We start from the raw sequence: 26,419 nt of genomic DNA, 5'->3' as shown, positions 1-26,419 counted from the left end.
CGGGATGCCGTCGTTCTTCGACCCGAGGACCGTCGCGGCCCTGTTCGACGGAAACCCGGCCGCCGTCGCGGTCCTCGACCACGATCTCCGCTACACCTACGTCAACCCGGCCCTCGAACGGCTCAACGGCCTCCCCGCCGACTCCCACATCGGGCGGACGTTCTCCCAGGTGCTGCCCGGGCTGCGCGGTCAGGCCTCCGCCCTGCGCGAGGTCCTGGCCGACGGAAGACCCCGCGAGGAGACGATTCACGGGCAGACCTGGGCGGCGACCGGGGCGGACGGGGCGGCCGGGGCGGACCAGCGGTTCTGGCGTGCCACGTACAGTCGGCTGGACGCGGACGGGGCGGCGTGCGGTCTGATGGCGATCGTCGTCGAGATCACCGACCTCACCCGCCAGCGCGAGGAGCTGGAGGAGGCCCGCGGTCACATCGCCCTCCTCAGCACCGCCGCCGTCCGGATCGGCACGACGCTCGACATGGACACCACCTGCCGGGAGCTGGTCGCCTTCGTCGTGCCCGACTTCGTCGACGTCGCGGCGGTCGACGTGTTCCCGGCAGAAGTGGGGCACTCCGTACGCCGTCCGGTGCCCGGCGTCGTACGGCTCCGGCGCGCCGCGGTGCGGGGTGATGGCGAACTCGACGAGCAGGTGCAGCGGTTCGGCCATCCCGGGGAGTACGTCGACTTCGCGGCGGACTCCGCGGTGACCCGCTGCCTGGCGGAGAACGAGCCGGTCCTCGACCACTGGGAGGACCACACCAGAGGGCGCAGCGTCGTCACCGCGGACCGGATCACCGCCTCCCGGGCGCTCGGGCTGCGCGAGGCGCTCGTCGTCCCGCTCACCGCCCGCGGCCGGCCGCTCGGCGCGCTCACCCTCGTCCGGGCGGAGGGCTCACCGGCCTTCAGCGATCAGGACGTGGCCGTCGCCCGCGAAATCGCCGTCCGGGCGGGCGTCGACCTCGACCACGCCCGCCGCTACGACCACGAGCACAGCATCGCCCGCGAACTCCAGCGCTCCCTGCTCTCCGAGCCCTGGGGACCCCACCCGCACGTCGAGACCGCCACCCGCTACCTCCCCGCCGACGAGGGCGTCCTGGTCGGCGGCGACTGGTTCGACGTCGTGCCGCTCAAGGACGGCCGGCACCTCAAGGCGATGGGCGACGTGATGGGCCACGGGGTGGAGGCGGCCGTCGCCATGAGCCAGTACCGCTCCCTGCTGCGGCTGCTGGCCGGGGACGACCTGCACCCCCACCAGATCCTGGAGCAGCTCGACGGCATGGTCGAGCGGTCCGGCCTGGACCGGGCGGCGACCTGTCTGCTCGCCGTCGTCGACCGGTTCGGCGGGGTGTGCGAGGTGGCCAGCGCGGGCCATCTCCCCCCGGTCTTCATCGACCCGGGCGCCGGCGGGGCCCGGGTCGTGCCGGTGCCGGTGGGGCCGCCGCTCGGCACCGGGTTCGGCGGGTACCGGACCGCGTCCGTGCCCTGCGGCCCCGGGACCGTGCTGTTCATGTACACCGACGGGCTGGTGGAGCGCCGGGGCGAGGACATCGACGTGTCCGTGGGGCGGCTGGCCTCGCTGACCCTGCCGCCGGGCGGGCATCTGGAGGATCTGCTGGACCAGGTGCTGGACCGGTTCGGCGAGGACGCGGAGGACGATATCGCCGTGCTGGCCTCCCGGATCCGCGAGGGCCCGCCGGTGGTGCGGCCGACCCCTCCGGAGTGACGAGTGACGAGGGGCGGGCGGCGAGGGCCGAGGGCCGAGTGGCCGAGTGACGGCCCGGCCTGCCGCCCGAGACCGGTCCCGCTTGCCGCCCGAGACCGGTCCGGCCTGCTGCCCGAGACCGGAACGGCCTGCTGCCCGGGGCCGCTGCGCCGGGTCAGCCCAGTTCGAGGCTTGTGATGCCGTACAGGCCGGTCCGGTCGATGACCGGTTCCGGGCCGCTGTACATCCGCGCGGTGTCGAACGACGGGGTCAGGCCCAGCTCCCCCGCCAGCCGCACCGCCGCCGGGTTGGCGTCGGGCACGTCGATCGCGACCGGGGTGTCCGGGGCGGTGGCCGCGAGCGCGCCGACCAGGGCCGCCGCCACCGCGGGGGACGTGGCGTACAGGGGACCGATCCGGGACGCGGCGCGGCAGGCCCGCAGCACCCCGAGGCCCTGGAGCTCGCCGTCCCGGACCGCTGCCAGGGCCGTGCGGCCCGGAGCGGCGATCCAGGAGGCCAGGAAGGTGTCGCGTGCGGCCGGGAAGTGCCGGCGGTCGTAGGCGGCGAGCAGGTCGAACGGCACGCTCCTGGCGTCGACCAGTTCGGTGCCCGGCGGCGGCGCGACGTCCTGCGGGGGCGGGGGCGTGCCCTCGTACCGTGCGTTGCTCCAGCAGGTACGGAAGCCGGAGCGGCGGTAGTTGTCCTGTTGCGCGGGCACCCCGTCCAGCCCGACGGTGCGTCCGGCGAGCCGGGCCGTGCCGGCCTGCCAGGTCCGCAGCCCGTAACCCTGTCCGCGCAGGTGGGGGCGGGTCAGGTAGAAGCCCAGGAAGCCGTGGTCGCTGCCGTAGCGGACGACGGAGACGGAGGTGACCGGTTCGCCGTCCAGCCGGCCGAAGAGGAAGCCGCCGGGGTCGGTCGCGAAGAACACCCCGCCGTCGTTCAGGCCCGGGTTCCAGCTCTCCTCGTGGGCCCACTCGCCCAGCGTCACGATGTCCTCGGCGCGGGCCGCGGTGATCTCGAAAGGTTTCGGCACGGCACAGTCGTACCCCGGCGGGTGGCTGTTCAGTGGCCCGGGGGCAGGGCGATTTCCGGCCTTTCGGGCGGCGTCGGCGCCCGGTCGGTGCTCGGGTCGGCTCCGCCCGAAAGGCCGAGCCGGTGCTCAGGCCGCTTCCGGGTTCTCCCGGCGCCGGCCGCGCAGTTGACGCAGTACGAGGGCGGCCGAGGTGATCAGCGGCAGCAGCCCCGCCACCGCGTCGGCGGTGTTCAGCCTGTCGTGCGAGCCCTTGGCCCGGCGGACCTGCTTGGTCGCCCTGATGACCGCGAGCGCGCTGCTGCCCAGGCTCAGCACGAGCCCGGCCTTGCCGCCGCGCGGGCCCTTGGCGGGCGCGGACCGGTTCTTCGCCATCGGAAGTACCTCCAGCCTGCGGGCCGCCCCGTTCGCGGGCCGCCCTCCCCGTACACGTAACCGGGTGTCCGCCGCCCCCGCAAACGGGACGGCCCGCGCGGACGCCGCGCCGGCCCCGTCCCACCGTGGCACCCCGGCGCCATCCCTCGTTCACTCCACGGCCAGCTGGTGTGCTCCGCCAACCGGCCGGGCGTGGACGACACGGGCCGCGCCAACGCCGTGAGCGGACCGCGCACCGGGCAGTGCGCCGCGCCAACGCCGTGAGCGGACCGCGCACCGGGCAGTGCGCCGCGCTCTGACCCGGTAGCGCCGGCCCACGTCGCCCCGGTCGCCCTCAGACGAACACGTACGCCACCGTCGTCGCCGCGCCCAGGCCCGCGCCCGCCACGGTCTGGGCGACGGTGTGGTAGCCGAGGGCGACCCGGGACCAGCAGACCGCCGTCGTCACCGCGTAGGCGGCGATCCACCAGGGGGAGTGCACGACGGCGAGGAGGGAGACGGCCGCCGAGGCCACCGCCGAGTCGACCGAGATCTTCCACACCGTGTTGACGGCCAGCAGGCCGATCGTCATCACCCACAGCGCGAGCATCGCGACGAGGATGCCGGTGGGCGCGTTGCCCAGCACCATCACCACCGAGCCGGCGCCGATCGAGCCCAGGATCACGAAGAAGATCGGCGCCCGCTTGGTGCGGTCCACCACATGGCGGTCGCCCCAGGTGCCGCGCCCGCGCTCCCACTCGATGTACCCCGCCGGTATCAGTCCGGCGCAGAGTGCCCCGAGGAAGCCCCAGAGCAGTCCTGTCCAGTTACCCGCCGCCGCCAGGCCGATGCCGAGCATGCCCGCCAGCAGGACGTTGCGCGGCTGGAGGACGTCGGTGACGGTGCGCGCCACGGAGGCCGTGCGGGCGGAGGCGGTGGGGATCCCCTCGCCGGTCGTGGTGCCGGTCATGCGCTCGTCTCCGTCGTGCGGGTGGTTTCGGCCGTCGCGGCCGCGAGGACGGCGCGGGCGCGCTCCTCGTCGACCGTCCGGTAGGCGGCGGCGACCCGGACCAGCCGGGCCACCTCGCCGTCCTGGTCCGCCGCGTGCTGGGCGGCGACCGTCGCGGCTCCGCCGGCGGGCGCGCCGGAGTCCTTCGCGAGCAGGGCGGCCCGGATCCAGTAGGCGTCCGTGAGCGACTCGGCCCGGCGCGGGTCGTCCGTGTCGCGGGCGGCGGCCCTTTCGGCGGCGGCGAGCAGCCCGTCGGGCACGTAGTGGCGCAGTTTCTCGGCGGCGTCCGCGATGTCGGCGGCCCAGCGGTCCACCCGCAGGTCGGCCGGGACGTTGAACCGGGTCAGCTCGCGGGCCAGCGAGGCGGGCGGGTCGAACGGCTGGTCCGGGAACGCGGCCATCAGCTCGTACCAGAGGGCGTGCAGTCGGACCTGGGCCCGCCACAGCCGGGCCCGGCGGGCGCCGGCCGCGAAGGCGGGGACGGACGCGCCGAGGGCGAAGAAGGCGAACAGCACCAGTTGCGCGGCCTCGGTGACCTGGTCGAACCGCAGGGCGAACGCCTCGCTCGGCTCGTCCACCACGCTGATCCACAGGAACAGGGTGCGGCTGACGGTGTAGCCGACGCCGATGAACATCGCGAACGTCATCATCCCGAGCCCGATGCGCAGATGGCGCCGCCGGGTGTCGAGGGTGGCCAGCGCCCACTGGAAGGCGCACACGGCGGACGCGGCCCCGAGGTAGAGGTAGAAGACGCTCATGTAGAGCGTGGCGCCCCACTCCCCGGCGTGGTCGGAGACGAAGCGGTCCGACGGCTCGGAGCGGTCGACGACGGTGAAGAAGAGGACGGTCAGCAGGATCAGCGTGGCGACGGAGGCCTTGGCCGCCAGCTTCTGGACGAGCCGCGCGAACCGTACGTGCCGGGGGACCGCGCCCTCTTCGGGGTAGCTGCCGTAGATGGCCACGATGTAGCTGAGGATGGCCAGAATTGCCACCGTGGCGGTGTAGTGCTTGATGAGGACGGCGAGGTCGGTGATCGCGCTGTTGTTGAGGCCGATGCGCACCACCTCGGTCTTCGTCCACAGGGCGACGGCGAATCCGGCGTAGCAGCCCCACAGGGCCCGCCGTCTGCGGTCCTCCTCGTCGCCCCACAGGGCAGCGGGCATACGCCACAGGGCAACGGCCGTCATCAGGCCGGCTATCAGGTAGCCGGCGAGATCGAGGGGGGTCACGGCGGTGTTCGTCCTCGGGGTCGGGAGCGCGGGGCGGGGGCCCGCGGGTGGGTCGGTGGCACGTGTCAGGCGTCGCCTGACCGTCTTCCGGGGAAGAGGCCGCGCCGTCGGTGGGCCACCGGGCGGGACAGGGAGTTGTCCAGCCGCCCCACCATGTCATCGGTGGTGAGATCCCGCGCCATCCGGGGGATCAGCGAGGCACCGAATTCGGCCATGCGTTCGTCGTGGGTCGCGTACTGCGCACGGGCCTGGACGGTGCCACCGCCGGAGGCGAAGGACGCGGCGGCGGCCGGGGAGATCATCCGGGCGATCAGCGAGGTGTCGAAGACCGGGAGGAGCGCCCGGAGTTGTTCCGCGTCGAGCGTCGTCCCGTGGTCGAACCACTCGTGGCACAGCTCGTGCAGGATCACGTGCTGGGTCTGGTAGGCGGTGGGCCTGCGGCGGTAGAGGACGAGGCTGGTGCCGCCCGCCTTCAGGCGCAGTCCGCAGGCGGCGTTGACGCGGGCGAGGCGGTCCGGCATCTCGTGCAGCCGGATCGTGCGCCCGCTCGCCTCCTCCATGTTGGCGACGAGCTTGTCCAGCGTGAAGGGAACCGGGATGGGCAGGTCGGCGAGCCCGGCCTCGCACTCTTTCCGCAGTTTCCGCAGGGACATGACCAAGACGCTACGCTGCCGGACCCGCCGGGCGGTGGTTCGCGGCGGAATCGTTGCCGCCGCTTTCCCCCTCCGGCCCGTCCTTCTCCCGGGCCGCGTCCTCCAGCAGGGACAGGGCGAACCGCAGCAGTTCCGGCGGCAGCCCGTCGTCGTCCAGTCCGCGGCCGGCCAGGCCGCTGATCTCTCCGGTGCGGCGCTTGGCCAGGAACTGGAGTCCGGCCACGACGTCGTCGACGACCTCGGACTCCTGCTTGAAGAAGCGCCAGTCCACGCCGAACCCCAGGCCGAGGGCTTTGAGGATGTCCTCGGAGGGCTGGGTGACCTTGCCGGCCAGGATGTTGGAGAAGTAGCTGTGCGACAGCGAGCCGCCGCGGTCGCGGACCAGCTCGGCGAAGACCCGGCCCGAGATCTTCTGGCCGGGGAAGGTCTTCTCGACCATGTACTCGACCTTTTCCCGCAGGGAGTCGAGGCGGGGAAGCTCGTCCGGACCGGGGGGTTCGACGGGTTTCGGACCGCGTTCGTCGCCGTCGTCCATGGCCATCCGGGCCTCCACGATCACCTCGGAGTCGGAACTGAGCTTGCGCAAACACTCTACGTCACTGTTAACTCGAAAAAACACGGGCAGGGGACCACGAGGGGAGTCCCTTGCCCGTGAATGATCCTGTGCCCCACGGCGCCCGGAGCGGGCTCCGGACAGGGGTGTAGCCCTTCACGACGGGGGATGCGTGAAGGGCTACGCGTGCATTATGGCCCCACGGTCCTCCCGGCGACAACTGACCGGTCGGTCAGTGATCCATGGGGGTGGGTCCGCCGTGTCCTTCCCGGTGGCCCGAATCTGTTCCGGCCGCGATAGACATGACCTTGCCCGGCGATTAGGGTTTCTTGTGCAGTCACGTGAAACAGGTGTACGCAGCAGAGGCGCACCCCGCAGGCGTACGGCGCCCGGCTCCTCCGGTCGCGCGTGACGGAAGAGGTGCAGATGCCCCCGGAGCCCCCCTCGCACGCCACCGACCGGCTCGACGACGACGATTACCCCGCCTACACGATGGGGCGAGCCGCCGAGATGATCGGTGCGACGCCGGGGTTCCTCCGGGCGATCGGCGAAGCCCGGCTGATCACCCCGCTGCGGTCCGAGGGTGGCCACCGCCGTTACTCCCGCTACCAGTTGCGCATCGCCGCCCGCGCCCGCGACCTGGTCGGCGCCGGCACGCCCATCGAGGCCGCCTGCCGCATCGTCATCCTGGAGGACCAGCTGGAGGAGGCGCTGCGCCTCAACGAGGAGCTGCGCGGCCGGTCCGCCCGCTCCGGCGGCCCCGCCGAGCGCTGACGGGCGCCGCGCCGCAGGTCGCGCGGGGTGCCGAGCGACCCCGGGGAGATATCTGCATTCGTCAGCACAGAATTTCGCGCAATGCGCGATGAGGCTTTTCTCTTCCCGGTCTGTTCCGACACGGCCGGTGATATTAGGCACCCACCTCTCCCGGCCCCACCGTGCTAGTGTTGATCTCAGTTGCAGTTGTGGTTCCCAAAAACTTCAAGTGTTCTTGCCGGTCAGATGTCGGCGGGCACACTTTTGTATTTCCGGTGTTCTTCCGGACGGGGTAATCATCGCGGCGACGTGGGGTCCGCACAGTGTGGGCCCGCGGGCTCTGCCCCTAAGGAGATATGACATGGCTACTGGCACCGTGAAGTGGTTCAACGCGGAAAAGGGCTTCGGCTTCATCGAGCAGGACGGCGGCGGCGCTGACGTCTTCGCCCACTACTCCAACATCGCCGCCTCCGGCTTCCGTGAGCTGCAGGAGGGCCAGAAGGTGAACTTCGACGTCACGCAGGGCCAGAAGGGCCCGCAGGCCGAGAACATCACCCCCGCCTGATCACTCAGGTAGTACTGCGCAGCTGGGGCCCGCACCTTGGGGTGCGGGCCCCGGCTCGTTGTCGTTTCCGGGGCCCGCTCTGCGCGCCCCCCGACGAAGCCGCGTCCGGTGCACTGTTTCCCGGCGGCCGGGCTTCGTTTTCTTTTGTCATTTCATCGGCTCGTTCTTGCGATTCTGGGTGCCGTTCACGGTCGCTTCCCGAAAAAGAATCCCTCGATACGTGCCCCATCGAGGAAAGGTTCTAGATGAACCGCGAACGCACGCCCCGCTCGAACGACCGATTTTCCCGCACCCGCTCCGGCGGTGCCCCCCGTTACTCCGGTGGCGGCGGCGAGCGCCGCGCCGCGGGCTTCGGCGGCGGACCCAAGCGCTCCGGCGGTTCCGGTGGCTCCGGCCGGTCCGGTGGCTACGGCCGCCGCTCCGCCTCCGGCCTCAAGGGCGAGTTCGCCCTGCCGGTGACCGTCACCCCGGCCCTCCCCGCCGTGGAGACCTTCGGCGAGCTGGAGATGCCCGCACCGCTGAAGGCGGCGCTGGTCGCCGAGGGCATGACCGTGCCCTTCCCGATCCAGGCGGCCACCCTGCCGAACTCGCTGGCCGGCCGGGACGTCCTGGGCCGCGGCCGCACCGGCTCGGGCAAGACGCTCGCCTTCGGCCTCGCGCTGCTGGCCCGCACCGCCGGCCGCCGCGCCGACGCCAAGCGCCCGCTCGCCCTGGTCCTCGTCCCCACCCGGGAGCTGGCCCAGCAGGTCACCGACGCGCTCACCCCGTACGCCCGGTCGCTGAAGCTGCGCATCGCCACCGTGGTCGGCGGCATGTCCATCGGCCGCCAGGCCAGCGCGCTGCGCGGTGGCTCCGAGGTCGTCGTCGCGACGCCGGGCCGCCTCAAGGACCTGATCGAGCGCGGCGACTGCCGGCTGGACCGGGTCACCATCACCGTCCTCGACGAGGCCGACCAGATGGCCGACATGGGCTTCATGCCGCAGGTCACCGAGCTGCTCGACCAGGTGAACCCGGACGGGCAGCGGATGCTCTTCTCGGCCACCCTGGATCGCAACGTCGACCTGCTGGTGCGGACGTACCTGAAGGACCCGGTCGTGCACTCCGTCGACCCGGCGGCCGGCGCCGTCACGACGATGGAGCACCACGTCCTGTACGTCCAGGGCACGGACAAGTACGCGACCACGACCGAGATCGCGGCCCGCGACGGCCGCGTGATCATGTTCCTGGACACCAAGCACGCGGTGGACAAGCTCACCGACCACCTCCTGCACAGCGGGGTCCGGGCGGCCGCACTGCACGGGGGCAAGTCCCAGCCGCAGCGCACCCGCACCCTGGAGCGCTTCAAGACCGGGCACGTCACGGTGCTGGTCGCCACCAACGTCGCGGCGCGCGGCATCCACGTCGACAACCTCGACCTGGTCGTCAACGTGGACCCGCCGAGCGACCACAAGGACTACCTGCACCGCGGCGGCCGTACCGCCCGCGCCGGGGAGTCCGGCAGTGTCGTCACGCTGGTGCTGCCGAACCAGCGCCGCGAGATGACCCGGCTGATGGCGGACGCCGGGATCACCCCGCAGATCGCCCAGGTCCGCTCCGGCGAGGCCGAGCTGAGCCGGATCACCGGTGCGCAGACGCCCTCCGGCGTCCCGGTCGTCATCTCCGCCCCGGCCAAGGAGCGCGGCAGCAGCCGCGGCGGCGCGTTCATGGGCCGCGGCACCAAGCGCGGCGGCAGCGGGGCCCCGGCCCGGGGCCGTCGTCCCGGCGTGCCGACGCCCGAGGCCCGTGCGGCCGCGACGCAGCGCCGGAACAACCGCGCCGCGTGATCCGTGCGGCCGGCGGTCCGCCGCCGGCCGCCCCGTACGCCCGGCGATCCCCCCGCCGGCGCGTGCTCCGGGCCCCTCGCCCGGGCTCCCTTACGTCCCCTCCGTGCACTCGACACGTCCCCCGTGCACTCGACCCCTGTTGAGGAACCATGCGCTGTGTCATCGCCCGCTTCCCCTTCGATCTGTTCAAGAACGAGGTGGAGGACTCGATGAAGGGCATCAAGCCCGAACCCGTCACCGGCGACGCGGTGGTCATCAGCCGCCGGGTCTACCCCGTCAAGCAGGTGGGTGAGGTCATCACCCGGCAGGACCGCCGGGACTTCAGCTCCGCCGAGGTGGTCCGGGCGCTGTCCAAGCTCGGCTTCACCTGCCGTACCGCCGAGTCGGCCGTGCCCGCGCCGGCCCCCGCCCGGACCCCGCTGGAGACGGCCTCCGCGCTCCTGGGGACTCCGGCGGAGGCGCGGAGCGAGGCTCCCGGAGCGGTGTCCGCACCCCGGGCCGACGGGGTCTGAGACCTGCTTCCCCGCCCCGCGACGCCGACTTCGGGCGTCGCGGGGCGTGCGATGATCGCCGCCATGATGAGGAAGCTGACCGCGTTAGGCGTGGCTTTGGTGGCGTTCATGCTGCCCGCCACCGCCGCGCACGCCGACGAGACGCACACCGACGCTCACAACGGCCCGCAGGTGGCCCTGATCTCGACGGGCCAGATCGACGATCCGCTGGAGGACGTGCTGGAGCACGTCGCGGTCCTCGGACACAACATCATCGTGGACTGAACCTCTCCCCGGCTCCCGGCCGTTCGGCGTCTCAGGACGCGCGCGCGGCCGGTGGTTTCTGCCGGGCCCACGTCATGCGCGGCTCCAGCAGCGGACGCAGCAGCCACCGGACCGGGGGCCTGCAGAGCAGGGTCATGATGACGACCGCGCCCAGGGTGACGGCGACCGTGCCCATCGTGGTGTCGAAGAACGGGTCGTCGTAGAAGCCGCCGTACCGCAGGCCCCGGACGACGAAGCCGTGGAGCAGATACCCGTACAGCGTGCAGGTGCCGAGCGTGGTCATCCAGCTGCGGCCCTTGGGCACCCAGGCGAGGAAGCACGCGCCCAGCACGATCGCGGCCGCGAACAGCAGGAGCGTGGCGGCCGGGCCCGTCCACTCGGAGACGCTGAGCTCCTCGGTGCTGTTCTTCCGGAAGAACCACGAGGTCGAGGTCCGGGGCACCAGCCAGTACGCCAGCAGCATCCCGGCCACGAACACCGGCACCGAGGCGACCCGCACCCAGGTGGAGCGGAGAGCCGTGAAGTGCTCCGGGCGCAGCCGCAGGCCGAGTACGTAGAACGGCAGGAACTGCAGGATGCGCTGGATCTGGAGGCTTCCGTCGGCGGCCGGTGACACCGTCGCCAGGGCGGCGATGGCGAGGGAGACCAGCACGGGGAAGCGCACGGTCTGCCAGAGCGGGGTGGACAGCCGCCAGAGGAACAGGGCGGGCAGGAACCACAGCAGCCAGTAGGGCTCCAGCAGCGAGAGGGCGAAGTCCGGGTCGCGGGTCGCCCGGTGGAAGAGCGTGTAGAGGATTTCGAGCAGGACGTAGGGCACCAGCAGGCTGGTGACCAGTTTCCACACCCGGTCCGGCCGCAGTTCGAAGTTCCGAGAGAAAAAGCCCGCTATCAGGATGAACACCGGCATGTGGAACGTGTAGACGAAGGTGTACGCCGCTTCCACGAGGCGGCCGGGGGGCAGGGGCTCCCACGCGTGTCCGATCGCCACCAGGACGATCGCCAGGTACTTCGCGTTGTCGAAGAAGTGGTCACGGCCGTCGGGCGGTGGCGTTCCGGTCGCCGGGGCGCCGGCAGCGGCGGTGGGGCGCGGCTGCTCGGAGGTGAGGGGGGAAGGCATCCTGACACCCTAGAACGCGGAGGCGTTCCCTCCGACCCCTGTGGCGTGCATCACTTCCGGTCGGCCCGCTCGGGCGGCTCCGCGCTGCCCTCGGCGGCCGGGTGCGGCAGGATCCGGTCCGGGGTGCTGCTCGGGGCTGAACCGGAAGGCTGTCCTGGGGGTGACCCTGGGGGTGGTCCTGGGGGTGTCCCCACCTCGGTCCACCGGGCTCCCGTATGGGCACCGCGTCCCGGCTCGACAAGGCTGTGTCCATGACTACGTGGACCCGAAAGGCCTTACTCCTCACCGTCTCCGCCGCCGCCGCGGCCGGCACGCTGACCGCTGTCGGCGCGCCCGTGGCGCACAGCCGCCCGGTGGGCCCCGCCGCGCCCCCGCTCAGCTGGGGGGCCTGCGACCCGATCCCGGGGACGCCCGTCCCCGACGGGCAGCAGTGCGCGACCCTCCGCGTCCCCCTGGACTACCGCGTTCCCGGCGGGCGCACCGTCGACGTGGCGGTCACCCGGCTGCGCACCGACCGACCCGAGGCCCGGCGCGGGGCGCTGGTGGTGATCCCCGGCGGCCCCGGCTCCTCGGGGGTGCAGCGCCTCGCGCAGAAGGGCGAGGCGCTGCGGGCGGCGACCGAGGGGGCGTACGACCTGGTCAGCCTGGACCCGCGCGGGGTCGGCCGGTCCACCAGGGCGAGCTGCGGGATCCCGGAGGCGGACCGGCAGCTGGTGACGCTGCGCTCCTGGCCCGCGGCGGACGGCTCGATCACGGAGAACGTCGAACGCGCCCGCCGCACCGCCGCGTCCTGCGCCCGCGACGGCGGCCCGGAGCTGCGCTCCTTCACCACGCGGAACGAGGTCCGCGACATCGACCGGCTCCGTGCCGCCCTGGGCGAGCGGAAGGTGTCCGTCTGGGGCTCCTCGTACGGGAGTTACGTCGGGGCCGTGTACGCGCAGGAGCACCCGCGCCGCGTCGACCGGCTGGTCCTGGACAGCACCGGCGACCCGGACCCGGCGCGGGTGGCGTACGGCTGGCTGTCCAACATGGCGCCGGGCGCCGCGGACCGCTTCCCCGACTTCGCGGCGTGGGCGGCGGACCCCGCCCGGGACGCCGAAGGGCTCCGGCTGGCCCGGCACGCCGAGGGTGTGGAGCCGGTGTTCCTCGCGCTGGCCCGGGAGCTGGACCGTGCCCCGAAGGAGTCGGACGTGCCCGGCGTCCCGCTGACCGGGATCCGGCTGCGGCAGGCGCTCCAGCTCGCCCTGTACAGCGACTCCGCGTTCGCCCCGCTGGCCCGGCTGATCCGGTCGGCGCAGGACCCGGAGGCCCGTCCGGCGCTCCCCCCGGAGCTCGCGGGCGCGCTGCCGGACGAGGACGCGGCGCTGACGATGGCGGTGGTCTGCAACGACGTGCGCTGGCCCGGTCCGGCCTCCGGGTACGCCGGCCGGGTCGCCGCCGACCGGGCGCGGTATCCGCTGACGGCCGGGATGCCGGTGAACATCACCCCGTGCGCCTTCTGGAAGTACGACGAGGAGCCGCGGCCCACCCGCATCACCGACAAGGGCCCCTCGAACGTCCTGATGATCCAGAGCCTGCGCGACCCGGCCACCCCGCTGGCCGGGGCCCTGAAGATGCGGGCGGCGCTCGGCGAGCGGGCCAGGATGGTCACCGTCGGACAGGGCGGGCACGGGATGTACCTGGGCAACGGCAACGCCTGCGGCGACCGGGTGGTCAGCGACTTCCTGGTGACCGGGAAGCGGCCCGCCCGGGATGCCCACTGCCCGAACTGAGCAGCGTCCGACAGGGTGTCATAACGGCCGATTCCGGGGTGTTCCTTGCTATACACGAGCGATGGAGTACCCCGGGACCCTCGTCCTGATCATGGCCCTGGCGGTGCTCGCCCCGCTGCTCGGTTACGCGACCGGGCGGTGGCTGCCGGTCCCCGTCGTCATCTTCGAGATCGTCCTCGGGATCCTGGCCGGCCCCGATGTGCTCGGCTGGGCCCACCACGACCAGGTCATCGACACCCTGTCCGACCTCGGGCTCTCGATGCTGATCTTCCTGGCGGGCTACGAGATCCGGTTCGCCGAGGTCCGCGGCTCCACCCTGCGCCGGGCCGGCGGGGCGTGGGTCCTCTCGTTCGCCGCCGGGCTCGGCGTCGCGCTGCTGCTCAGCGGGGCGGACCTGGCGAAGAGCCTGGTCATCGGCACCGCGCTCACCAGCACGGCGCTGGGCGCGGTGCTGCCGATCCTGCGGGACTCGGGGCGGCTGGAGGGACGGTTCGGGTCGGTGGTGATGGCGTTCGGGTCGGTCGGGGAGTTCGGTCCGATCATCGCGATGGCCCTGCTGTTCAGCGGCCGGAGCCCGGGGGTGGCGGGCGCGGTGCTGGCCGTGTTCGCGGTCGTCACGGCGGGCGCGGTGTTCTGGGCGATGCGGCCCCGGCCGCCGTGGTTCGCCCGCATCGTCGCCGTGACCCTGCACTCCAGCGGCCAGTTCGCGGTCCGCTTCGTGATGCTGCTGCTCGCCGGGATGCTGGGCCTCGCCCACGTCTTCGGCCTGGACACCCTGCTCGGCGCGTTCGCCGCCGGGATGCTGACCCGGCTCGTCCTCCAGGGGGCGGTGCCCGAGCGCAGCGGGGAGATCCTGGAGCGGATCGAGGCGATCGGTTTCGGTTTCCTCGTGCCGTTCTTCTACATCGTCACGGGCATCGACTTCGACCTCGCGGCGCTCCTGGACGGCGGGCGCCCGCTGTTGCTCCTGCCGGTCTTCCTGCTGCTGTTCCTGCTGGTGCGCGGGGTGCCGGCGTATCTGCTGGCCCCGCGCGACCTGACGGGGCGTGCCGCGCGGTCCGCGCTCGGGCTGTTCGCGTCCACCTGTCTGCCGCTGGTGGTCGCGATCACCGCGATCGGCCTGGACGAGAAGGTGATCGGGGCGGGTGAGGCCGCCGCCCTGGTCGCCGCCGCGATGGTGTCGGTGCTCGTGTTCCCGCTGCTGGCGTTCCGGCTGTTGCGCCGGGAGGAGGGCGACGGGGGCAGGGCCGTGCCGGGCCGCACGGCGGAGACCGGTGAGGCCTGGTGAGGTCCCGCGCCTCCGTGGTGACGCCCCGTGCCTCCCGGGGCCGGTACTAGGGAGTGTCCGCAAAGTATCGTCGTCCGCCCTCTGGGTGGGCCAGACGAGACTTTGCGGACACGACCTAGAGCGTGCCGTCCTCCGTCGGTACGCACAGGACCGGGATCGGGGACATGTGCAGCAGCTTGTGCGGGGTCGAGCCGAGCAGGGCCCCGCGCATCGGGCTCTCGCCCCAGGTGCCGACCACGATGACCCGGGCCCCGTGCCGTTCCGCGGCCTCCAGGAGGGCCTGTGCGGGGCTCTCGTCCAGGACCTCCACGCTCGCGGGTACGCCAGCCTCCTCGGCGGCGGTGAGCGCGTGCTCCAGGCCGGTGCGGCCTGCCTGCCGGATCGCTTCGTAGTGGCTGCGGTACTCCGCCCCGTCGCGCAGCCCGGGGGCGGCGGCCCCGTAGACGAGCACCAGCTCCTCCCCGTACGCCGCCGCCACCTCGATGGCGATGCGCAGGGCACGGGCCGCGCCGGGGGACTCGTCGTAACCGAGGACGACCGACATCTCAGCGTTCCTTCCGGGCGGGGGCGTGCACCAGGTCCGGGTCCGCGACCCCCGGCCGCTCCTGCCAGAACACCGCGTCCCGCAGCCGCCACACCACCATCAGGACCACGCCGGCCAGGGAGATCACGATGCCGATGACGAGCGGCGGGCCGAGGCCGAACCAGGAGGTGCCGCTGTAGGAGTTGGCCGGGTCGGACATGTCGATGACCGAGCGCACCAGCAGCCAGGTCAGCAGCGCGGCCCCGGCCACCGGGCCGAGGCCGATGAGCAGGAAGTTGCGCACGCTCTCGGTGAGGTGGCGCCGGTAGTAGACGGCGCAGGCCACTCCGGTGAGCGCGTAGTAGAAGGCGATCAGCAGCGACAGCGCGGTGAGCGAGTCGAAGAGGGCGTTGGTGGAGATCTGGTTGACCACCACGTACCAGGCGATGGCGATCCCGGCGACCCACCACGTACTGACGTCCGGGGTGCGGAACCGGGGGCTGATGTGCCCGAAGTGCCGCGGCAGCGCCTGGCGGCGGGCCATGGACAGGGCGGTCCGGGACGCCGGGATGATCGTGGTCTGGGTCGAGGCGATCGCGGAGGTGGCCACCGCCAGCAGCAGGATCCAGTCCCAGCCGCCCAGGACGTCCCCGGCGAGCTGGGCGAAGACGAACTCCTCCTCGCCCGCGTTCTCCGCCAGGAACGCCGTGCCGGCGAAGGCGACGACCGCGATGGCGACCGCCAGATAGGTCACGAGGAGGACGACGGTGGACCAGAGGCCCGCCCTGCCCGGGGCGCTCGCCGAGTCCTCGGTCTCCTCGGTGAGGTTGACCGCGGACTCCCAGCCCCAGTAGATGAACACCCCGAGCAGCAGCCCGCCGGTCAGCGCCGCCCCGCCCGCGCCGAACGGGTTCAGCCAGCCGAGGGAGGGTTCGATCGAGTCGAAGCCGGTCGTGCCCGCGTACACCCGGTAGAGCGCCACCACGACGAAGACCAGCAGGAACGCGATCTGGAGGAGGATCAGCACGTTCTGCACCTTCGCCGACAGCTCGGTGCCGATGACGCAGAGCCCGGTCATCACGACGATCAGCAGCACGGTGAGCGACTGGCGTACGAAGTCGTTGTCGACCCAGCCGTCCAGGCCCACCGCCAGCAGCGCGAAGCTCACCGCCACGTCGGCCAGCGAGCCCACCACCAGGACACCGGTCATGGTGATCGCCCAGCCGCCCAGCCAGCCCGCCCAGGGGCCCATCGCCCGGGTCACCCAGGAGAACGTCGTGCCGCAGTCCTGGTCGACCTTGTTCAGGTAGTAGAACGCCGAGGCGATCAGCAGCATCGGCACGAACGAGGCGAACATGACGCCCGGGGCGTAGATCCCCACCAGGGCGACGATCGGACCGATCACGGCGGCCAGCGAGTACGCCGGAGAGGTCGCGTTGAGACCGATGACAAGGGCGTCGACGAACCCGATCGCGTCTCGCTTGAGGCCGACCGCCGGTTCGTCCCGCACACGGTCGTGGGCCATGGTTCCTCGCTCCGCCGGGCTCCCCCGCCGGGAGCGGGCGATGATCCGGATCTCAGCGTAGGAAGAACCGGCGATACTCGCATTCCGGGCGAAACGCCCCTACCGGTGACCTGTCACCCGAACGGCCCGCTCCTCTGCGAAGCCGGAGGCCGGGCCGCAGGGTGGAGTGCATGTGGTCCCGCCGACTCGTCCTGGGCGCTCTGCTCCTGCCCCTGGCCCTCCTGGTGTTCGGGGACGGCCCGGCGTTCCGCGCGTTGGGGCCGGAGCTGGCCTCCGGACCCCGCCCGCCGCGCGGGCTGCCGCAGCCGGCCGTCGTCAGCCGCCGGGAATGGCACGCGGACGAGGAGCTGGTCCGGGAGGGGCCGCACTACACGGGCGCGGCGCGGGCGGTGTTCGTCCACCACACCGGCAACCCCAACGACTACGACTGCGCGGACGCCCCCGGCCTGATCCGGGCCGTCCAGAGCGACCACATCCGGCAGGACGGCTGGGACGACATCGGCTACAACTTCCTCGTCGACCGCTGCGGCACCATCTACGAGGGCCGCGCCGGCGGCGTCGGCCGCTCGGTGCTCGGGGCGCACACCAAGGGGTTCAACACCGACACGGTCGGCATCGCGGCGATCGGGAACTTCGGCGCGGGGGCCGAGGTCCCGAAGCCGATGATGGACGCGCTGGTGGAGCTGGCCGCCTGGAAACTGCGGCCCGGGGCGGATCCGCTGGGCATGGTCGACCTGGTCTCGACGAACGACGAGAGCCGCTTCGACGAGGGCCAGGTGGCCCGGCTGCACGTCATCTCCGGGCACCGCGACAGCTTCGAGACCCGCTGCCCCGGCGACGCGCTCCACGGGCTGCTGCCCGAGCTGCGGGAGCGCGCCGCGAAGCTGCGCGCCGCCGCCCCCGGGCACTCGGCGTCGGCCCGGCTGCGCCCGTACGTCTGAGCCCGGACGGCTCGGCTACCGGGCGACGAACTGGGTCAGTATGGCCTGCACCTCGTAGATGTCGACGCCCTTCGTGAACGTCTTCTGGAGCGGGGTCGCGCTGCCCGAGATCCAGATCTTCAGCTCCGCGTCGAGGTCGAACGTCCCGGCCGTCTCCACGGAGAAGTGCGTGATGCTGCGGTACGGGACGGAGTGGTACTCCGTCTTCTTGCCGGTGATGCCCTGCTTGTCGACGAGGATCAGCCGCCGGTCCGTGAACAGGATCGTGTCGCGGATCAGCAGGAAGGCGGCGTGCACCTGCTCGCCCTGCCCGAGCAGCCGCGCGTAGTCCTGCTGGGCGGTGGCCGGGTTGATCGTGTGGGCGTTGCCGAACAGTGCCATGGGGTCCCCGTTTCTCCGTGTTCTCCGTCGCGTGTTTCTCTGTCGCGTGGTTCTCCGTCGCGTCGTACTGGAGTACGTGTGCGGTGGGGTTCTGGTTCCCGGACCGGGCCGGCCGACACCTCCCGCCTACAGCGGGACGACCGTCACCTCGGTGGCCTTCACGCTGCTCCAGACGGTGCTCCCGTCGGCGATGCCCAGGTCGGCGGCGGCCCCCGGGGTGATCTCCGCGACCAGGTCCGGGGCCTCGGCGGAGGTGATCAGCAGCCGCAGCCGGCTGCCGCCCGAGGTGATCTCACGGACGGTGCCGGGCCAGACGTTGCGGGGGGAGCCGGTGGGCCTCTCCCGGTGTACGGAGACGGCTTCCGGCGCGATGACCGCGAGGGCGTCCGTGCCCGCCGGGAGGGGTTCGGCGACCACGAGGTGTCCGCCGCCCGCCAGGGCCAGGCCGTCGGCCGTGGCGGTGCCGGGCCAGGCGTTGCGGCCCAGCATCCGGGCCACCCACGGCGAGCGCGGGTGCCGGGTGACCTCGGCGGGCGGCTCGTCCTGGAGGACCCGGCCGTCCTCCAGCACCAGGACCCGGTCGGCCAGCGAGACCGCCTCGACCGGGTCGTGGGTGACGATCAGGCAGACCCCGCCGAAGTCCGCGAGGTGCCCGCGCAGGGTGTGCCGCACCCGGGCCCGGGTGGTCTGGTCGAGGGCGGCGAGCGGTTCGTCCAGCAGCAGGAGGCGGGGGCGGGCCGCCAGCGCGCGGGCCAGGGCGACCCGCTGGGCCTGGCCGCCGGAGAGCTGGCCGGGCTTCCGGTGGGCGAGGTGGCCCACCCCAAGACGGTCCAGCCAGCCCTGGGCCTCGCGCCGGGCCGCGGCGCGGGGCACGCCGTGGGCGCGGAGCCCGTACGCCGTGTTGGCCAGGGCGCTCAGGTGCGGGAAGAGCGCCCCGTCCTGGGGCACCCAGGCGACGCCCCGGCGGTGCGGGGGGAGTGCGGTGACGTCGCTGTCGCCGAGGCGCAGGGTGGCGTACGCGCGGGGCGTGAGGCCGAGGAGGGCTCGCAGGAGAGTCGTCTTGCCCGCGCCGTTGGGGCCGACCACCGCGATGGTGGTGGAGCCCGGGGCGTCCAGCGTGAGGTGCGTGAAGCCGGTGACGTCGGCGTGCAGCGGCCAGGGTTCGGACGGCGCGGGCGTCTTCGTCGTACGGGGGGACTCCTCCGTACCGCCCGTCCCGTACGCGCCGGTCGCCCCGTCCGTACCGTCCGAGCGGTCGGGAACGGACCGGCGGGCGGGGTCCCGGTGGTCGCCCGGGGTGCCGGTCCAGCGGCCCCGGAGCGCGATCAGGACGACCATCGCGATGGCCAGGAGCAGCAGGGACACCGAGGTGGCGGCCTCCGGCGAGTCCTGGAGCAGCAGATAGACCTGGAGCGGCAGGGTCTGGGTGGTGCCGGGGAGGTTCCCGGCGAAGGTGATGGTCGCGCCGAACTCGCCGAGCGCCCGCGCCCAGGTCAGGGCGGCTCCGGCGATCAGCCCGGGGGCGACCATCGGCAGCGTCACGGTGAGGAACACCCGGACCGGCGAGGCCCCCAGCGAGGCCGCGGTCTCCTCGTACCGGGGGCGCAGCCCGCCGAGCGCGCCCTCCAGCGAGATGACCAGGAACGGCATCGCGACGAACGTCGCCGCGAGCACGGCCCCCGAGGTGTGGAAGGGGAGGGTGACGCCGAAGGTGTCCTCCAGCCAGGGGCCGAGCAGCCCGCGCCGCCCGAACGCCAGCAGGAGGGCGACGCCGCCGACCGTGGGCGGCAGGACCATCGGCAGCAGGACCAGCGAGCGGACGAACGCCTTGCCGGGGAACGGCACCCGGGCCAGCAGCCAGGCCAGCGGCACCCCGAGCAGCAGGGAGAGCCCGAGCGCCCACAGGGAGACCAGCAGCGAGAGCCGCAGCGCCTCGGTGGTGGCCTCGGCGGTGAGGTGGGCGCCGAGCTCGCCCCAGGAGGTGCGGGCCAGGATGCCGATGAGCGGCAGCATCAGGAACGCCACGGCCAGCAGGGCGGGCACCGTCAGCAGCAGGGGTGCGCGGGCCCCGGGCGTACGGCGGCGCGCTGGACGTTTCATCGGTGACCTCGTGGGGCTCGAAGTGCGGTTCCCGGCAAGCCCGTTGGATCATGCGGTACGGGCCTGCCGGTACGGGCCTGCCGGGCGGGGCGCGGTTACGGCTGCTGGAAGCCCGCGCCCTGGAGGATCTTCTGCGCGGCGGGCGTGGAGAGCCAGGCGACGAACGCGGCGGCGGCCTCGCTGTGCTCCGACGTCTTCAGCGTGGCGGCCGGGTAGGAGGCGATGGCGTTCTGCTCGTCCGGGATGTCGATCGCGTCGACCTTGTCGGTGGCGGTCGCGGCGTCGGTCCTGTAGACGAGCCCGGCGTCGGCCTCGCCGAGCGAGACCTTGGACAGGACCGCGCGGACGTTGGGCTCCTGGGAGACCGGCCGCACCTCGATCTTCTGCGCGTCGAGGATCTGCGCGCTGTAGCGGCCCACCGGCACCTCGGGGGCGGCCAGGACGACCTTCAGCTTCGGGTAGGCGAGGTCCTTCAGGCCCCCGACCTTCTCCGGGTTGCCCTCGCCGGTGGCGATGACGAGGCGGTTCCTGGCGATGACGGTCGGCTTCCCGGTGTCGCCGGAGAGGCCGTCCATGGTCCTGGTGTCCGCGGTGACCAGCGCGTCGGCGGGGGCGCCCTGCTTGACCTGGGCGGCCAGTTCCTGGGAGCCGGCGAAGGAAAACGTCACCTTCGTGCCGGGGTTCTCCTTCTCGTACGCGGCCCCCGCCGCCTTGAAGACGTCCGTCAGGGAGGAGGCGGCCAGCACGGTCAGGTCGGCCTTCGGGGCGCCCGGCGCGGCCGCCGAGCCGCTGCCCTCGCCCTTGTCCTTGGCCGAGCCGGAGTCGTCGCCGCAGGCGGCGAGCGGGACCAGGAGGGCGGTGGTCAGGACGGCGGCGGCCGCACGGCGGGGGTTGATCACGCGGCGGGGGTTGATCACACGGCGGTGGTTGATCAGCGGGGACATGAGGGTCGGGCTCCTTGGATTCTCGACGTCGGCCGGTCTCAGACGCGGTCGATGTGCACGCTGGTCGACTTCACCCGGGCGGTCGCCTGCATGCCGACCTCAAGCCCCAGCTCCTCCACCGCCTCCCGGGTCAGGAGCGAGACGAGCCGGTGCGGACCGGCCTGGATCTCGACCTGGGCCGCGACGTCGCCGAGTTTCACCGCGGTGACGATGCCCGGGAACGCGTTGCGGGCCGAGGTGTAGACGGCCTCGTCCTCGCCGCCCGCGCCCTGGCCGACCTCGATCGAGAAGGCGGCCAGCGCGCGGCCGTCGATCAGTCGGCGGCCGGCCTCGTCGCGATGGGTCGCGACCCGGCCGGCATCGGCCCAGCGGCGTGCGGTGTCGGGGCTGACCCCGAGAAGTCGTGCTGCCTGACCGATTGTGTAGGACTGCATGTGCGACACGCTAGGCCATATGGGCTGGCATTTACCATTCTCTGGACGATGACCCATGGCAGGTGCGAGAGGTCTCGGAGGAACGTACGGGGTGCGCGCACGGGCCGCGCCGGGCGCGCGCCGCATCCCGCCGGGCGCGCGTACGGGCCGCGCCGGTTCGCCGGTCGCGGCCCGTGCGGTGTGACGGCCCCGGGTCAGGTCACCGGGCTCGTCGCCGGCATCTCACCCTTGGTGGTGGTCACGTCGACCACGGTGAACCAGGCGCCCTGCGGATCGCTGAGCGTCGCGAACCGGCCGAACGGGCTGTCCATCGGCCCGTACCGCAGCACCCCGTTGCGCTCGGTCGCCTTCGCCACGGCGGCGTCGCAGTCGGGCACGGCGAAGTAGACGTTCAGGTACGCGGGTACCTCCGGCGGGAAGTCGTCGTCCATCGCCATCCGGCCGAGGACCGTCTCCCCCCGGACGTCGAACAGGGAGAAGTCCATCGACTCGTCGTCGAACGTGCGCACGGTGTAGGGGAAGACCGACGGGTAGAACGTGTCCACCTTCTTCGGGTCCCGGGTGAAGACCTCGCCCCAGCAGTACCCGCCGGGCGCGCCCATCTCCGTCTCGAACCCCTCGTGGCTGCCGGCCTGCCAGATGCCGAAGACGGCTCCACCGGGGTCGCGGGCGAGGGCCATCGTGCCGAACTCGCCGACCCGCATCGGCTCCATCAGCACCTCGCCGCCGCTCGCGCGGACCTTCTCCGCGGTGGCCGCCGCGTCCGGCGACGCGAGGTACAGGCACCACGCCGAGTGGCCCTCCGCGCCCGGCATCGGCGGGACGACGGCCGCCGCGGCCTTCCCGTCCGCGTACGCCTGCGTGTAGTCGCCGAACTCCGACGTGCTCTCGCCGAACGTCCAGCCGAGTACGTCACCGTAGAAGCTCTTGGCACCCTCGATGTCGGCGAACATGGCGTCCGCCCAGCATGGAGTGCCCTCGGGTTGTACAGCCATGGTGCCGGTCCTTCCCTGGAGTCCCTGTCTTCGGCCCCACCCGTACGGGCCCCCGCCCGCACCGGCAACGCTAGTCAGCCGGGGGCCGGTCCGCGCGGCGGGCGGCGGGGACGAGGAGGTGTGGCGCTGGCAGGGCGGCCCGGCGCCGCGGACCCGCGAGGAACTGCGCGAGCGCATGGAGGGGGTGCTGGGCAACGCGAAGTACGTGCCGTTCGCCGTCGTCCACCGCCCGAGCGGGCGGGCCGTCGGCTGGACCACGTACCTGGACGTCGCGGTGGACGACGAGCGCCTGGAGATCGGCTGGACCTGGTACGGCCGGGCCCACTGGCGCTCGGCGGTGAACACCGAGACGAAGCTCCTGCTGCTGTCGCACGCCTTCGAGGAGCTGGGCATGGGGCGCGTCCAGCTGAAGACCGACCACCGCAACGAGCGTTCGCAGGAGGCCATCGCCCGCCTCGGGGCGCGGCGCGAAGGGGTGCTCCGGAGGCACCGGCGGCGGCCGGACGGGAGCTGGCGGGACAGTGTCTACTTCTCGCTGCTGGCCGACGAGTGGCCCGCGGCGAAGGCGCGTCTCACCGCGCGTCTGGCCGCGGGCTGAGGAGGCCGGGGGAGGAGAGCCGAACGGGCTCTCCCGGCCCGCTCGGGCTCTCCCGTGTCACCCCCGGGTCCGGTGCCGGGCGGGCCGCTCCCGCGCGGCGTACTCCGCGCAGTCGGGGTTCTCGCAGGGGCCCGCGCGCCAGACGGGGACGAAGATCCCGAGGGACTTGTGGCGGTGGATCTCGGAGTGGACGGGCTGCTTGCAGGTCGGGCACATGAAAGCGGCCCGCTGTCGGGTGTCACGCTCTTTGCTTGCCATTTATTCACGATAGGCGGGGCGGGGGATTTTGGAAAGTCTTTCCCTTTCCGTTGCCGGGGGATGGCGTTGCTTTCCGTGACCCTACTTGTCCGTATCGGCGTCGGAGGCGTCCGTGGAGCCCGGGCTTTTCGCCGGACGGCGCATGCTCAGGGTCACCGAAACCGCCAGAATGACGATGATCACCGCGAGGCTCACCGGCGACGGAATCTCCGGGATCGAGGTGCTGATCATCTTGTGGGAGGCCTGGAGGATGAGCTTGACCGCGATGAAGGCGAGGATGATCGCCAGCCCGTGGCTCAGGTAGTGGAACCGGTCCAGCAGCCCCGCCAGCAGGAAGTACAGGGCCCGCAGCCCCAGGATCGCGAAGGCGTTGCTGGTGTAGACGATGAAGAGGTCGTCGCTGACCGCGAGCACCGCGGGCACGCTGTCGACCGCGAAGATCAGGTCGGCCGCCTCGATCGCGGCGACCACGGCGAGCAGCGGAGTGGCGACCCGCCGCCCCTCCTCGCGGACGACGAAGTGCGTCCCGGAATAGTGGTCCTGGACCGGCATGATTTTCCGCAGCAGCCGCACCGCGAAGCTTTTGCCGGGGTCGAAATTCTCCTCCTGGCCGCTGAGGATTTTATAGCTGCTGTAGAAAAGGATCGCGGCGAAGAGGAACAGGACGAAGGTGAAGCGGTTGACCACCGCGACGCCGAGGGTCAGGAACACCGCACGGAAGACCAGTGCACCGATGACACCGAAGAAGAGCACCCGGTGCTGATATTGCCGGGGCACTTTGAAATACGCGAAGATCAGCGCGAAGACGAAGAGGTTGTCGACCGAGAGGCTCTTCTCCAGCAGCCAGGCGGTCGTGTACTCCGTTCCGGCGGTCGTTCCGAGCGTCAGGAAGACGACCGCGCCGAAGATCAGCGCGAGACTCACCCACAGGGCGCTCCACAGCCCGGCCTCCTTGAAGCCGATGACATGCGCCTTGCGGTGTGCCAGGAGGTCGACCGCCAGCGAGACGACCACGGTCACGGCGAACACGATCCACAGCCACACCGGTACGTCCACGCCGGAGACCTCCCACTCGGGTTTTTACGAGTGTGACCCGCCCGCTCCGTCGCCGCCTGCCGGAGGGCGCCGAGTGGCGGCCGCGACCGAGGCCATCAGCTCCGCGTCGAGGAACGAGGGGTCGGCCAGCCTGGTGGCGGCGGCGTAGGAGTTCAGCAGCGCCTTGGTGACCCGCAGCGCGGCCTCCGGGCGGCGGACCACCGGCTTCGCCCAGGCGGTGACCGCGGCGTCCAGCTCCGCCTCGGGCACCACCCGCTGGAGCACCGACAGCTCGTACGCCTCGGCGGCGTCGAAGGCCCGGCCGGTGAGGATCAGCTCGCGGACCCGGGCCGCGCCCACCTCGTGGATCAGCCGGGGCAGCAGCCCGCCCCAGGCGGTCGGCAGCCCGAGCGCCAGCTCCGGCAGCCGGAAGGCGGCGGTGTCCGCGCCGACCCGCAGATCGCAGGCGAGGGCCAGCGCGAACCCCGCGCCGACCGCCTTGCCCTGGACCCGGGCGATGGTCACCGCCCGGCCGCCGGAGATCGCCTCGCAGACCCGGCGGGCCTTCTCCCCGGCGACCCGGATGCCCCGGCCGGCGGGGTCCTCCTCCAGCCACTCGGCGAACTCGGTGCGGTCCCCGCCCAGGCAGAAGTCGTCCCCCGCGCCGCTGAGCACCAGCACCCGCACCTCGGGGTCCGGGGCGGCGACGATGTCCAGCAGTTCGTCGAGCATCGCCTCGGTCACCGCGTTGCCGGTGTCCGGCGCGTGCAGCTCCACGTACAGGACGGGCCCGTCGCGCCGGGTGCGTACCGTCGGCGAGCGGTCCTCGGAGCGGCCGGCCGGGGTGAGGAATTCGGGGAGCGAGAGCTTCACAGGGCCACGCCCAAAGAGGTGATCCGTCTGAAGACCATCCGGGGGGCGTACACCGGCCGCGAGACGGTGTGCAGGGTGGGGAAACGATCCAGCATCCGCGCCAGCAGCGTCCGCGCCTCCAGCTTGGCCAGCGCCGCGCCCAGGCAGTAGTGCACCCCGCCGCCGAACGTGAGGTGGCTGCCGCCGCGCAGGATGTCGAAGGCGCCCGGATCCGGGTTCCGCCGCGGATCGTGGTTGGCCGCGCCGTACAGGACGTGGATCATGCTGTCCTTCTTGATCGGGACCCCGGCCAGGACGGTGTCCTCGGCGGCGATCCGGGTGTTGATGTGGATGGGCGGGTCGTGGCGCAGGACCTCGTCGACGGCCGCGTCGATGTGCTCCGGGTACTTCCGCAGCCACGCCCACCGGCCGGGCTCGGTCAGCAGGGAGGTCATCGAGGTGAGCAGCGTCGCGGTGGTCTCCAGCGAGGCGATGGTGACGAACATGGTGAGCCGGTAGAGGATCTCGTCCGCCCGCTCCCGGTCCGGCTCCATCGCGTCCCAGGTGTGGATCCAGCCGGTCAGCACGTCGTGGCGGGGCTCCGCCCGGCGGCGGGCGACCAGACCGGTGAAGTAGGCCCGCAGCCGCAGGGTCGCCTCCGCGGAGACGGCGAGCTGTGACCTGGTGGGGAGCAGTTCCTGGGCGAACACCTGGTTGTGGGTGATCTCCAGGATGTCCTGGTGGTCCTCGGGCGGTATCCCCAGCCAGCCGCCGACGGTGCTGATCGGCAGCTGCTCGCTGACGGTGGAGACGAAGTCGGCCTGGCCCCAGCGGAGCTTCTCCGCCAGCTCGTCCAGGAGCCGGTCGGCGTCGCGCTCGACGTCGGGGGCGAGGCGTTCGATGGTGGAACGGTCGAAGAGGTTGCCCAGGGAGCGGCGCTGGCAGGTGTGCTCGGGGGCGTTGAGCCGGGCGAGCGTGGTGGTCATCTCCCGGGTCGCTATCGCGTCCCACTGTTTGGAGTCGTCCTGCCGCTGCTGCCAGGCGAGATCCGGGGCGAGCCAGTTGCGGCCCCGGAGCACCTGGCTGCAGGCGTCGAAGCCGGTGACGAAATACCCGTTCCACGGAGCGCGGACGACGTCACCCATCGTCCGGAGCTCCGCGAGTATTCCGTACGGCTCGGCCTGTCCTTCCGGGGAATGGAGTCTGCGGAGC

28 protein-coding genes are annotated in these 26,419 nt (G+C 72.4%); 10 read left to right on the top strand and 18 right to left on the bottom strand.

The genetic code is table 11. The features are described 5' to 3' along the window. Nucleotides 1-4 precede the first annotated feature (4 nt). Nucleotides 5-1,720: a SpoIIE family protein phosphatase gene (locus ACIQRW_RS07770; RefSeq protein WP_403756416.1), complete on the top strand. Its 1,716-nt coding sequence runs from the start codon at nt 5-7 to the stop codon at nt 1,718-1,720. 154 nt (nt 1,721-1,874) lie between these two features. Here the strand turns inward: ACIQRW_RS07770 and ACIQRW_RS07765 are convergent, their stop codons facing one another. The 6 genes from ACIQRW_RS07765 to ACIQRW_RS07740 form a co-directional block, all read right to left on the bottom strand. Beyond that, nucleotides 1,875-2,732: a GNAT family N-acetyltransferase gene (locus ACIQRW_RS07765; protein ID WP_403755918.1), complete on the bottom strand. Its 858-nt coding sequence runs from the start codon at nt 2,730-2,732 to the stop codon at nt 1,875-1,877. Nucleotides 2,733-2,858: 126 nt separating this feature from the next. Beyond that, complete coding sequence (locus tag ACIQRW_RS07760; protein ID WP_403755916.1) at nt 2,859-3,104, bottom strand: hypothetical protein; 246 nt, start codon at nt 3,102-3,104, stop codon at nt 2,859-2,861. Nucleotides 3,105-3,438: 334 nt separating this feature from the next. Continuing rightward, complete coding sequence (locus ACIQRW_RS07755; RefSeq protein ID WP_403755914.1) at nt 3,439-4,053, bottom strand: hypothetical protein; 615 nt, start codon at nt 4,051-4,053, stop codon at nt 3,439-3,441. Further along, nucleotides 4,050-5,321, bottom strand: a complete 1,272-nt coding sequence (locus ACIQRW_RS07750) for an MAB_1171c family putative transporter (protein ID WP_403755912.1) — start codon at nt 5,319-5,321, stop codon at nt 4,050-4,052. The genes ACIQRW_RS07755 and ACIQRW_RS07750 overlap by 4 nt, the downstream gene beginning before the upstream one ends. A 65-nt stretch (nt 5,322-5,386) precedes the next feature. Next, nucleotides 5,387-5,974 (bottom strand): toxin, encoded by a 588-nt coding sequence (locus tag ACIQRW_RS07745; protein WP_403755910.1) that lies wholly within the window; start codon nt 5,972-5,974, stop codon nt 5,387-5,389. Nucleotides 5,975-5,984: 10 nt separating this feature from the next. Next, nucleotides 5,985-6,560 (bottom strand): hypothetical protein, encoded by a 576-nt coding sequence (locus tag ACIQRW_RS07740; RefSeq protein ID WP_403755907.1) that lies wholly within the window; start codon nt 6,558-6,560, stop codon nt 5,985-5,987. A 393-nt stretch (nt 6,561-6,953) separates the two neighbouring features. Between ACIQRW_RS07740 and ACIQRW_RS07735 the strand changes: the two genes are divergently transcribed. The 5 genes from ACIQRW_RS07735 (at nt 6,954) to ACIQRW_RS07715 (ending at nt 10,444) form a co-directional block, all read left to right on the top strand. Further along, on the top strand, nt 6,954-7,301 hold the full coding sequence (locus tag ACIQRW_RS07735) for a MerR family transcriptional regulator (protein WP_403755904.1): 348 nt from the start codon (nt 6,954-6,956) through the stop codon (nt 7,299-7,301). Between the two features lie 340 nt (nt 7,302-7,641). Then, the gene (locus ACIQRW_RS07730; protein WP_015609674.1) at nt 7,642-7,845 is read left to right on the top strand and encodes a cold-shock protein; all 204 of its coding nucleotides are present in this window, start codon (nt 7,642-7,644) and stop codon (nt 7,843-7,845) included. A 245-nt stretch (nt 7,846-8,090) separates the two neighbouring features. Then, entirely contained in the window at nt 8,091-9,668 is a 1,578-nt protein-coding gene (locus ACIQRW_RS07725; RefSeq protein ID WP_403755901.1) for a DEAD/DEAH box helicase, read from the top strand. A 149-nt stretch (nt 9,669-9,817) separates the two neighbouring features. After that, nucleotides 9,818-10,180, top strand: coding sequence for an SCO5918 family protein (locus tag ACIQRW_RS07720; protein WP_056702005.1), 363 nt, complete (start codon nt 9,818-9,820; stop codon nt 10,178-10,180). 51 nt (nt 10,181-10,231) lie between these two features. After that, nucleotides 10,232-10,444: a hypothetical protein gene (locus tag ACIQRW_RS07715; RefSeq protein WP_403755898.1), complete on the top strand. Its 213-nt coding sequence runs from the start codon at nt 10,232-10,234 to the stop codon at nt 10,442-10,444. Between the two features lie 31 nt (nt 10,445-10,475). Here the strand turns inward: ACIQRW_RS07715 and ACIQRW_RS07710 are convergent, their stop codons facing one another. After that, nucleotides 10,476-11,561, bottom strand: coding sequence for an acyltransferase family protein (locus ACIQRW_RS07710; RefSeq protein WP_403755895.1), 1,086 nt, complete (start codon nt 11,559-11,561; stop codon nt 10,476-10,478). A gap of 251 nt (nt 11,562-11,812) precedes the next feature. Between ACIQRW_RS07710 and ACIQRW_RS07705 the strand changes: the two genes are divergently transcribed. Together ACIQRW_RS07705 and ACIQRW_RS07700 are read left to right on the top strand one after the other, a co-directional pair. Beyond that, nucleotides 11,813-13,333, top strand: coding sequence for an alpha/beta hydrolase (locus ACIQRW_RS07705; RefSeq protein ID WP_403755893.1), 1,521 nt, complete (start codon nt 11,813-11,815; stop codon nt 13,331-13,333). A 61-nt stretch (nt 13,334-13,394) separates the two neighbouring features. Beyond that, the gene (locus ACIQRW_RS07700; protein WP_403755891.1) at nt 13,395-14,621 is read left to right on the top strand and encodes a cation:proton antiporter; all 1,227 of its coding nucleotides are present in this window, start codon (nt 13,395-13,397) and stop codon (nt 14,619-14,621) included. A 115-nt stretch (nt 14,622-14,736) separates the two neighbouring features. Here the strand turns inward: ACIQRW_RS07700 and ACIQRW_RS07695 are convergent, their stop codons facing one another. Next, entirely contained in the window at nt 14,737-15,165 is a 429-nt protein-coding gene (locus ACIQRW_RS07695; RefSeq protein WP_403755889.1) for a universal stress protein, read from the bottom strand. A 1-nt stretch (nt 15,166) separates the two neighbouring features. Then, the gene (locus tag ACIQRW_RS07690; RefSeq protein ID WP_403755886.1) at nt 15,167-16,669 is read right to left on the bottom strand and encodes an APC family permease; all 1,503 of its coding nucleotides are present in this window, start codon (nt 16,667-16,669) and stop codon (nt 15,167-15,169) included. 170 nt (nt 16,670-16,839) lie between these two features. On the opposite strand from ACIQRW_RS07690, the gene ACIQRW_RS07685 reads away from it, so the two are divergent. Next, entirely contained in the window at nt 16,840-17,610 is a 771-nt protein-coding gene (locus tag ACIQRW_RS07685; protein ID WP_403755883.1) for a peptidoglycan recognition protein, read from the top strand. A gap of 15 nt (nt 17,611-17,625) precedes the next feature. On the opposite strand, the gene ACIQRW_RS07680 is transcribed toward ACIQRW_RS07685, so the two are convergent. The 5 genes from ACIQRW_RS07680 to ACIQRW_RS07660 all read right to left on the bottom strand — a co-directional run bounded on the left by ACIQRW_RS07680 (nt 17,626) and on the right by ACIQRW_RS07660 (nt 22,464). Then, entirely contained in the window at nt 17,626-17,991 is a 366-nt protein-coding gene (locus ACIQRW_RS07680; RefSeq protein WP_007447979.1) for a PH domain-containing protein, read from the bottom strand. 126 nt (nt 17,992-18,117) lie between these two features. Continuing rightward, nucleotides 18,118-20,091 (bottom strand): ABC transporter permease, encoded by a 1,974-nt coding sequence (locus ACIQRW_RS07675; protein ID WP_403755880.1) that lies wholly within the window; start codon nt 20,089-20,091, stop codon nt 18,118-18,120. A gap of 95 nt (nt 20,092-20,186) precedes the next feature. Then, a complete protein-coding gene (gene modA / locus ACIQRW_RS07670) occupies nt 20,187-21,035 on the bottom strand; it encodes a molybdate ABC transporter substrate-binding protein (RefSeq protein ID WP_403755878.1) in 849 nt (282 codons plus the stop codon). Between the two features lie 38 nt (nt 21,036-21,073). Continuing rightward, nucleotides 21,074-21,469: a molybdopterin-binding protein gene (locus ACIQRW_RS07665; RefSeq protein ID WP_003967638.1), complete on the bottom strand. Its 396-nt coding sequence runs from the start codon at nt 21,467-21,469 to the stop codon at nt 21,074-21,076. A 194-nt stretch (nt 21,470-21,663) separates the two neighbouring features. Continuing rightward, nucleotides 21,664-22,464, bottom strand: a complete 801-nt coding sequence (locus tag ACIQRW_RS07660; protein ID WP_403755875.1) for a VOC family protein — start codon at nt 22,462-22,464, stop codon at nt 21,664-21,666. Between ACIQRW_RS07660 and ACIQRW_RS07655 the strand changes: the two genes are divergently transcribed. Further along, complete coding sequence (locus ACIQRW_RS07655; protein ID WP_403755872.1) at nt 22,463-23,062, top strand: GNAT family N-acetyltransferase; 600 nt, start codon at nt 22,463-22,465, stop codon at nt 23,060-23,062. The genes ACIQRW_RS07660 and ACIQRW_RS07655 overlap by 2 nt on opposite strands. A gap of 57 nt (nt 23,063-23,119) precedes the next feature. Here the strand turns inward: ACIQRW_RS07655 and ACIQRW_RS07650 are convergent, their stop codons facing one another. From ACIQRW_RS07650 to ACIQRW_RS07635, 4 genes are all read right to left on the bottom strand, one after another. Then, on the bottom strand, nt 23,120-23,320 hold the full coding sequence (locus tag ACIQRW_RS07650; RefSeq protein ID WP_403755869.1) for a hypothetical protein: 201 nt from the start codon (nt 23,318-23,320) through the stop codon (nt 23,120-23,122). Nucleotides 23,321-23,401: 81 nt separating this feature from the next. Further along, nucleotides 23,402-24,376, bottom strand: coding sequence for a TerC family protein (locus ACIQRW_RS07645; protein WP_403755866.1), 975 nt, complete (start codon nt 24,374-24,376; stop codon nt 23,402-23,404). 24 nt (nt 24,377-24,400) lie between these two features. Beyond that, entirely contained in the window at nt 24,401-25,228 is an 828-nt protein-coding gene (locus tag ACIQRW_RS07640; protein WP_403755863.1) for an enoyl-CoA hydratase/isomerase family protein, read from the bottom strand. Further along, a complete protein-coding gene (locus ACIQRW_RS07635) occupies nt 25,225-26,352 on the bottom strand; it encodes a cytochrome P450 (RefSeq protein WP_403756413.1) in 1,128 nt (375 codons plus the stop codon). Before ACIQRW_RS07635 ends, ACIQRW_RS07640 begins: the two co-directional genes overlap by 4 nt. Between the last annotated feature and the right edge of the window lie 67 nt (nt 26,353-26,419).

Origin of the sequence: Streptomyces sp. NPDC091287 (genome assembly GCF_044768525.1) — a bacterium.
Taxonomy (GTDB): Bacteria; Actinomycetota; Actinomycetes; order Streptomycetales; family Streptomycetaceae; genus Streptomyces.
This window is presented reverse-complemented; position numbering and strand designations above follow the sequence as displayed.

What these genes read in the sequence shown, in the direction of transcription:
- ACIQRW_RS07770 (WP_403756416.1), top strand. Translation starts at nt 5, where the DNA reads ATGCCGTCGTTCTTCGACCCGAGGACCGTCGCGGCCCTGTTCGACGGA.
- ACIQRW_RS07760 (WP_403755916.1), bottom strand. Translation starts at nt 3,104, where the DNA reads ATGGCGAAGAACCGGTCCGCGCCCGCCAAGGGCCCGCGCGGCGGCAAG.
- ACIQRW_RS07755 (WP_403755914.1), bottom strand. Translation starts at nt 4,053, where the DNA reads ATGACCGGCACCACGACCGGCGAGGGGATCCCCACCGCCTCCGCCCGC.
- ACIQRW_RS07745 (WP_403755910.1), bottom strand. Translation starts at nt 5,974, where the DNA reads ATGTCCCTGCGGAAACTGCGGAAAGAGTGCGAGGCCGGGCTCGCCGAC.
- ACIQRW_RS07735 (WP_403755904.1), top strand. Translation starts at nt 6,954, where the DNA reads ATGCCCCCGGAGCCCCCCTCGCACGCCACCGACCGGCTCGACGACGAC.
- ACIQRW_RS07730 (WP_015609674.1), top strand. Translation starts at nt 7,642, where the DNA reads ATGGCTACTGGCACCGTGAAGTGGTTCAACGCGGAAAAGGGCTTCGGC.
- ACIQRW_RS07725 (WP_403755901.1), top strand. Translation starts at nt 8,091, where the DNA reads ATGAACCGCGAACGCACGCCCCGCTCGAACGACCGATTTTCCCGCACC.
- ACIQRW_RS07720 (WP_056702005.1), top strand. Translation starts at nt 9,818, where the DNA reads ATGCGCTGTGTCATCGCCCGCTTCCCCTTCGATCTGTTCAAGAACGAG.
- ACIQRW_RS07715 (WP_403755898.1), top strand. Translation starts at nt 10,232, where the DNA reads ATGATCGCCGCCATGATGAGGAAGCTGACCGCGTTAGGCGTGGCTTTG.
- ACIQRW_RS07710 (WP_403755895.1), bottom strand. Translation starts at nt 11,561, where the DNA reads ATGCCTTCCCCCCTCACCTCCGAGCAGCCGCGCCCCACCGCCGCTGCC.
- ACIQRW_RS07705 (WP_403755893.1), top strand. Translation starts at nt 11,813, where the DNA reads ATGACTACGTGGACCCGAAAGGCCTTACTCCTCACCGTCTCCGCCGCC.
- ACIQRW_RS07700 (WP_403755891.1), top strand. Translation starts at nt 13,395, where the DNA reads ATGGAGTACCCCGGGACCCTCGTCCTGATCATGGCCCTGGCGGTGCTC.
- ACIQRW_RS07695 (WP_403755889.1), bottom strand. Translation starts at nt 15,165, where the DNA reads ATGTCGGTCGTCCTCGGTTACGACGAGTCCCCCGGCGCGGCCCGTGCC.
- ACIQRW_RS07690 (WP_403755886.1), bottom strand. Translation starts at nt 16,669, where the DNA reads ATGGCCCACGACCGTGTGCGGGACGAACCGGCGGTCGGCCTCAAGCGA.
- ACIQRW_RS07685 (WP_403755883.1), top strand. Translation starts at nt 16,840, where the DNA reads ATGTGGTCCCGCCGACTCGTCCTGGGCGCTCTGCTCCTGCCCCTGGCC.
- ACIQRW_RS07680 (WP_007447979.1), bottom strand. Translation starts at nt 17,991, where the DNA reads ATGGCACTGTTCGGCAACGCCCACACGATCAACCCGGCCACCGCCCAG.
- ACIQRW_RS07675 (WP_403755880.1), bottom strand. Translation starts at nt 20,091, where the DNA reads ATGAAACGTCCAGCGCGCCGCCGTACGCCCGGGGCCCGCGCACCCCTG.
- modA (WP_403755878.1), bottom strand. Translation starts at nt 21,035, where the DNA reads ATGTCCCCGCTGATCAACCACCGCCGTGTGATCAACCCCCGCCGCGTG.
- ACIQRW_RS07665 (WP_003967638.1), bottom strand. Translation starts at nt 21,469, where the DNA reads ATGCAGTCCTACACAATCGGTCAGGCAGCACGACTTCTCGGGGTCAGC.
- ACIQRW_RS07655 (WP_403755872.1), top strand. Translation starts at nt 22,463, where the DNA reads ATGGTGCCGGTCCTTCCCTGGAGTCCCTGTCTTCGGCCCCACCCGTAC.
- ACIQRW_RS07660 (WP_403755875.1), bottom strand. Translation starts at nt 22,464, where the DNA reads ATGGCTGTACAACCCGAGGGCACTCCATGCTGGGCGGACGCCATGTTC.
- ACIQRW_RS07650 (WP_403755869.1), bottom strand. Translation starts at nt 23,320, where the DNA reads ATGGCAAGCAAAGAGCGTGACACCCGACAGCGGGCCGCTTTCATGTGC.
- ACIQRW_RS07635 (WP_403756413.1), bottom strand. Translation starts at nt 26,352, where the DNA reads ATGGGTGACGTCGTCCGCGCTCCGTGGAACGGGTATTTCGTCACCGGC.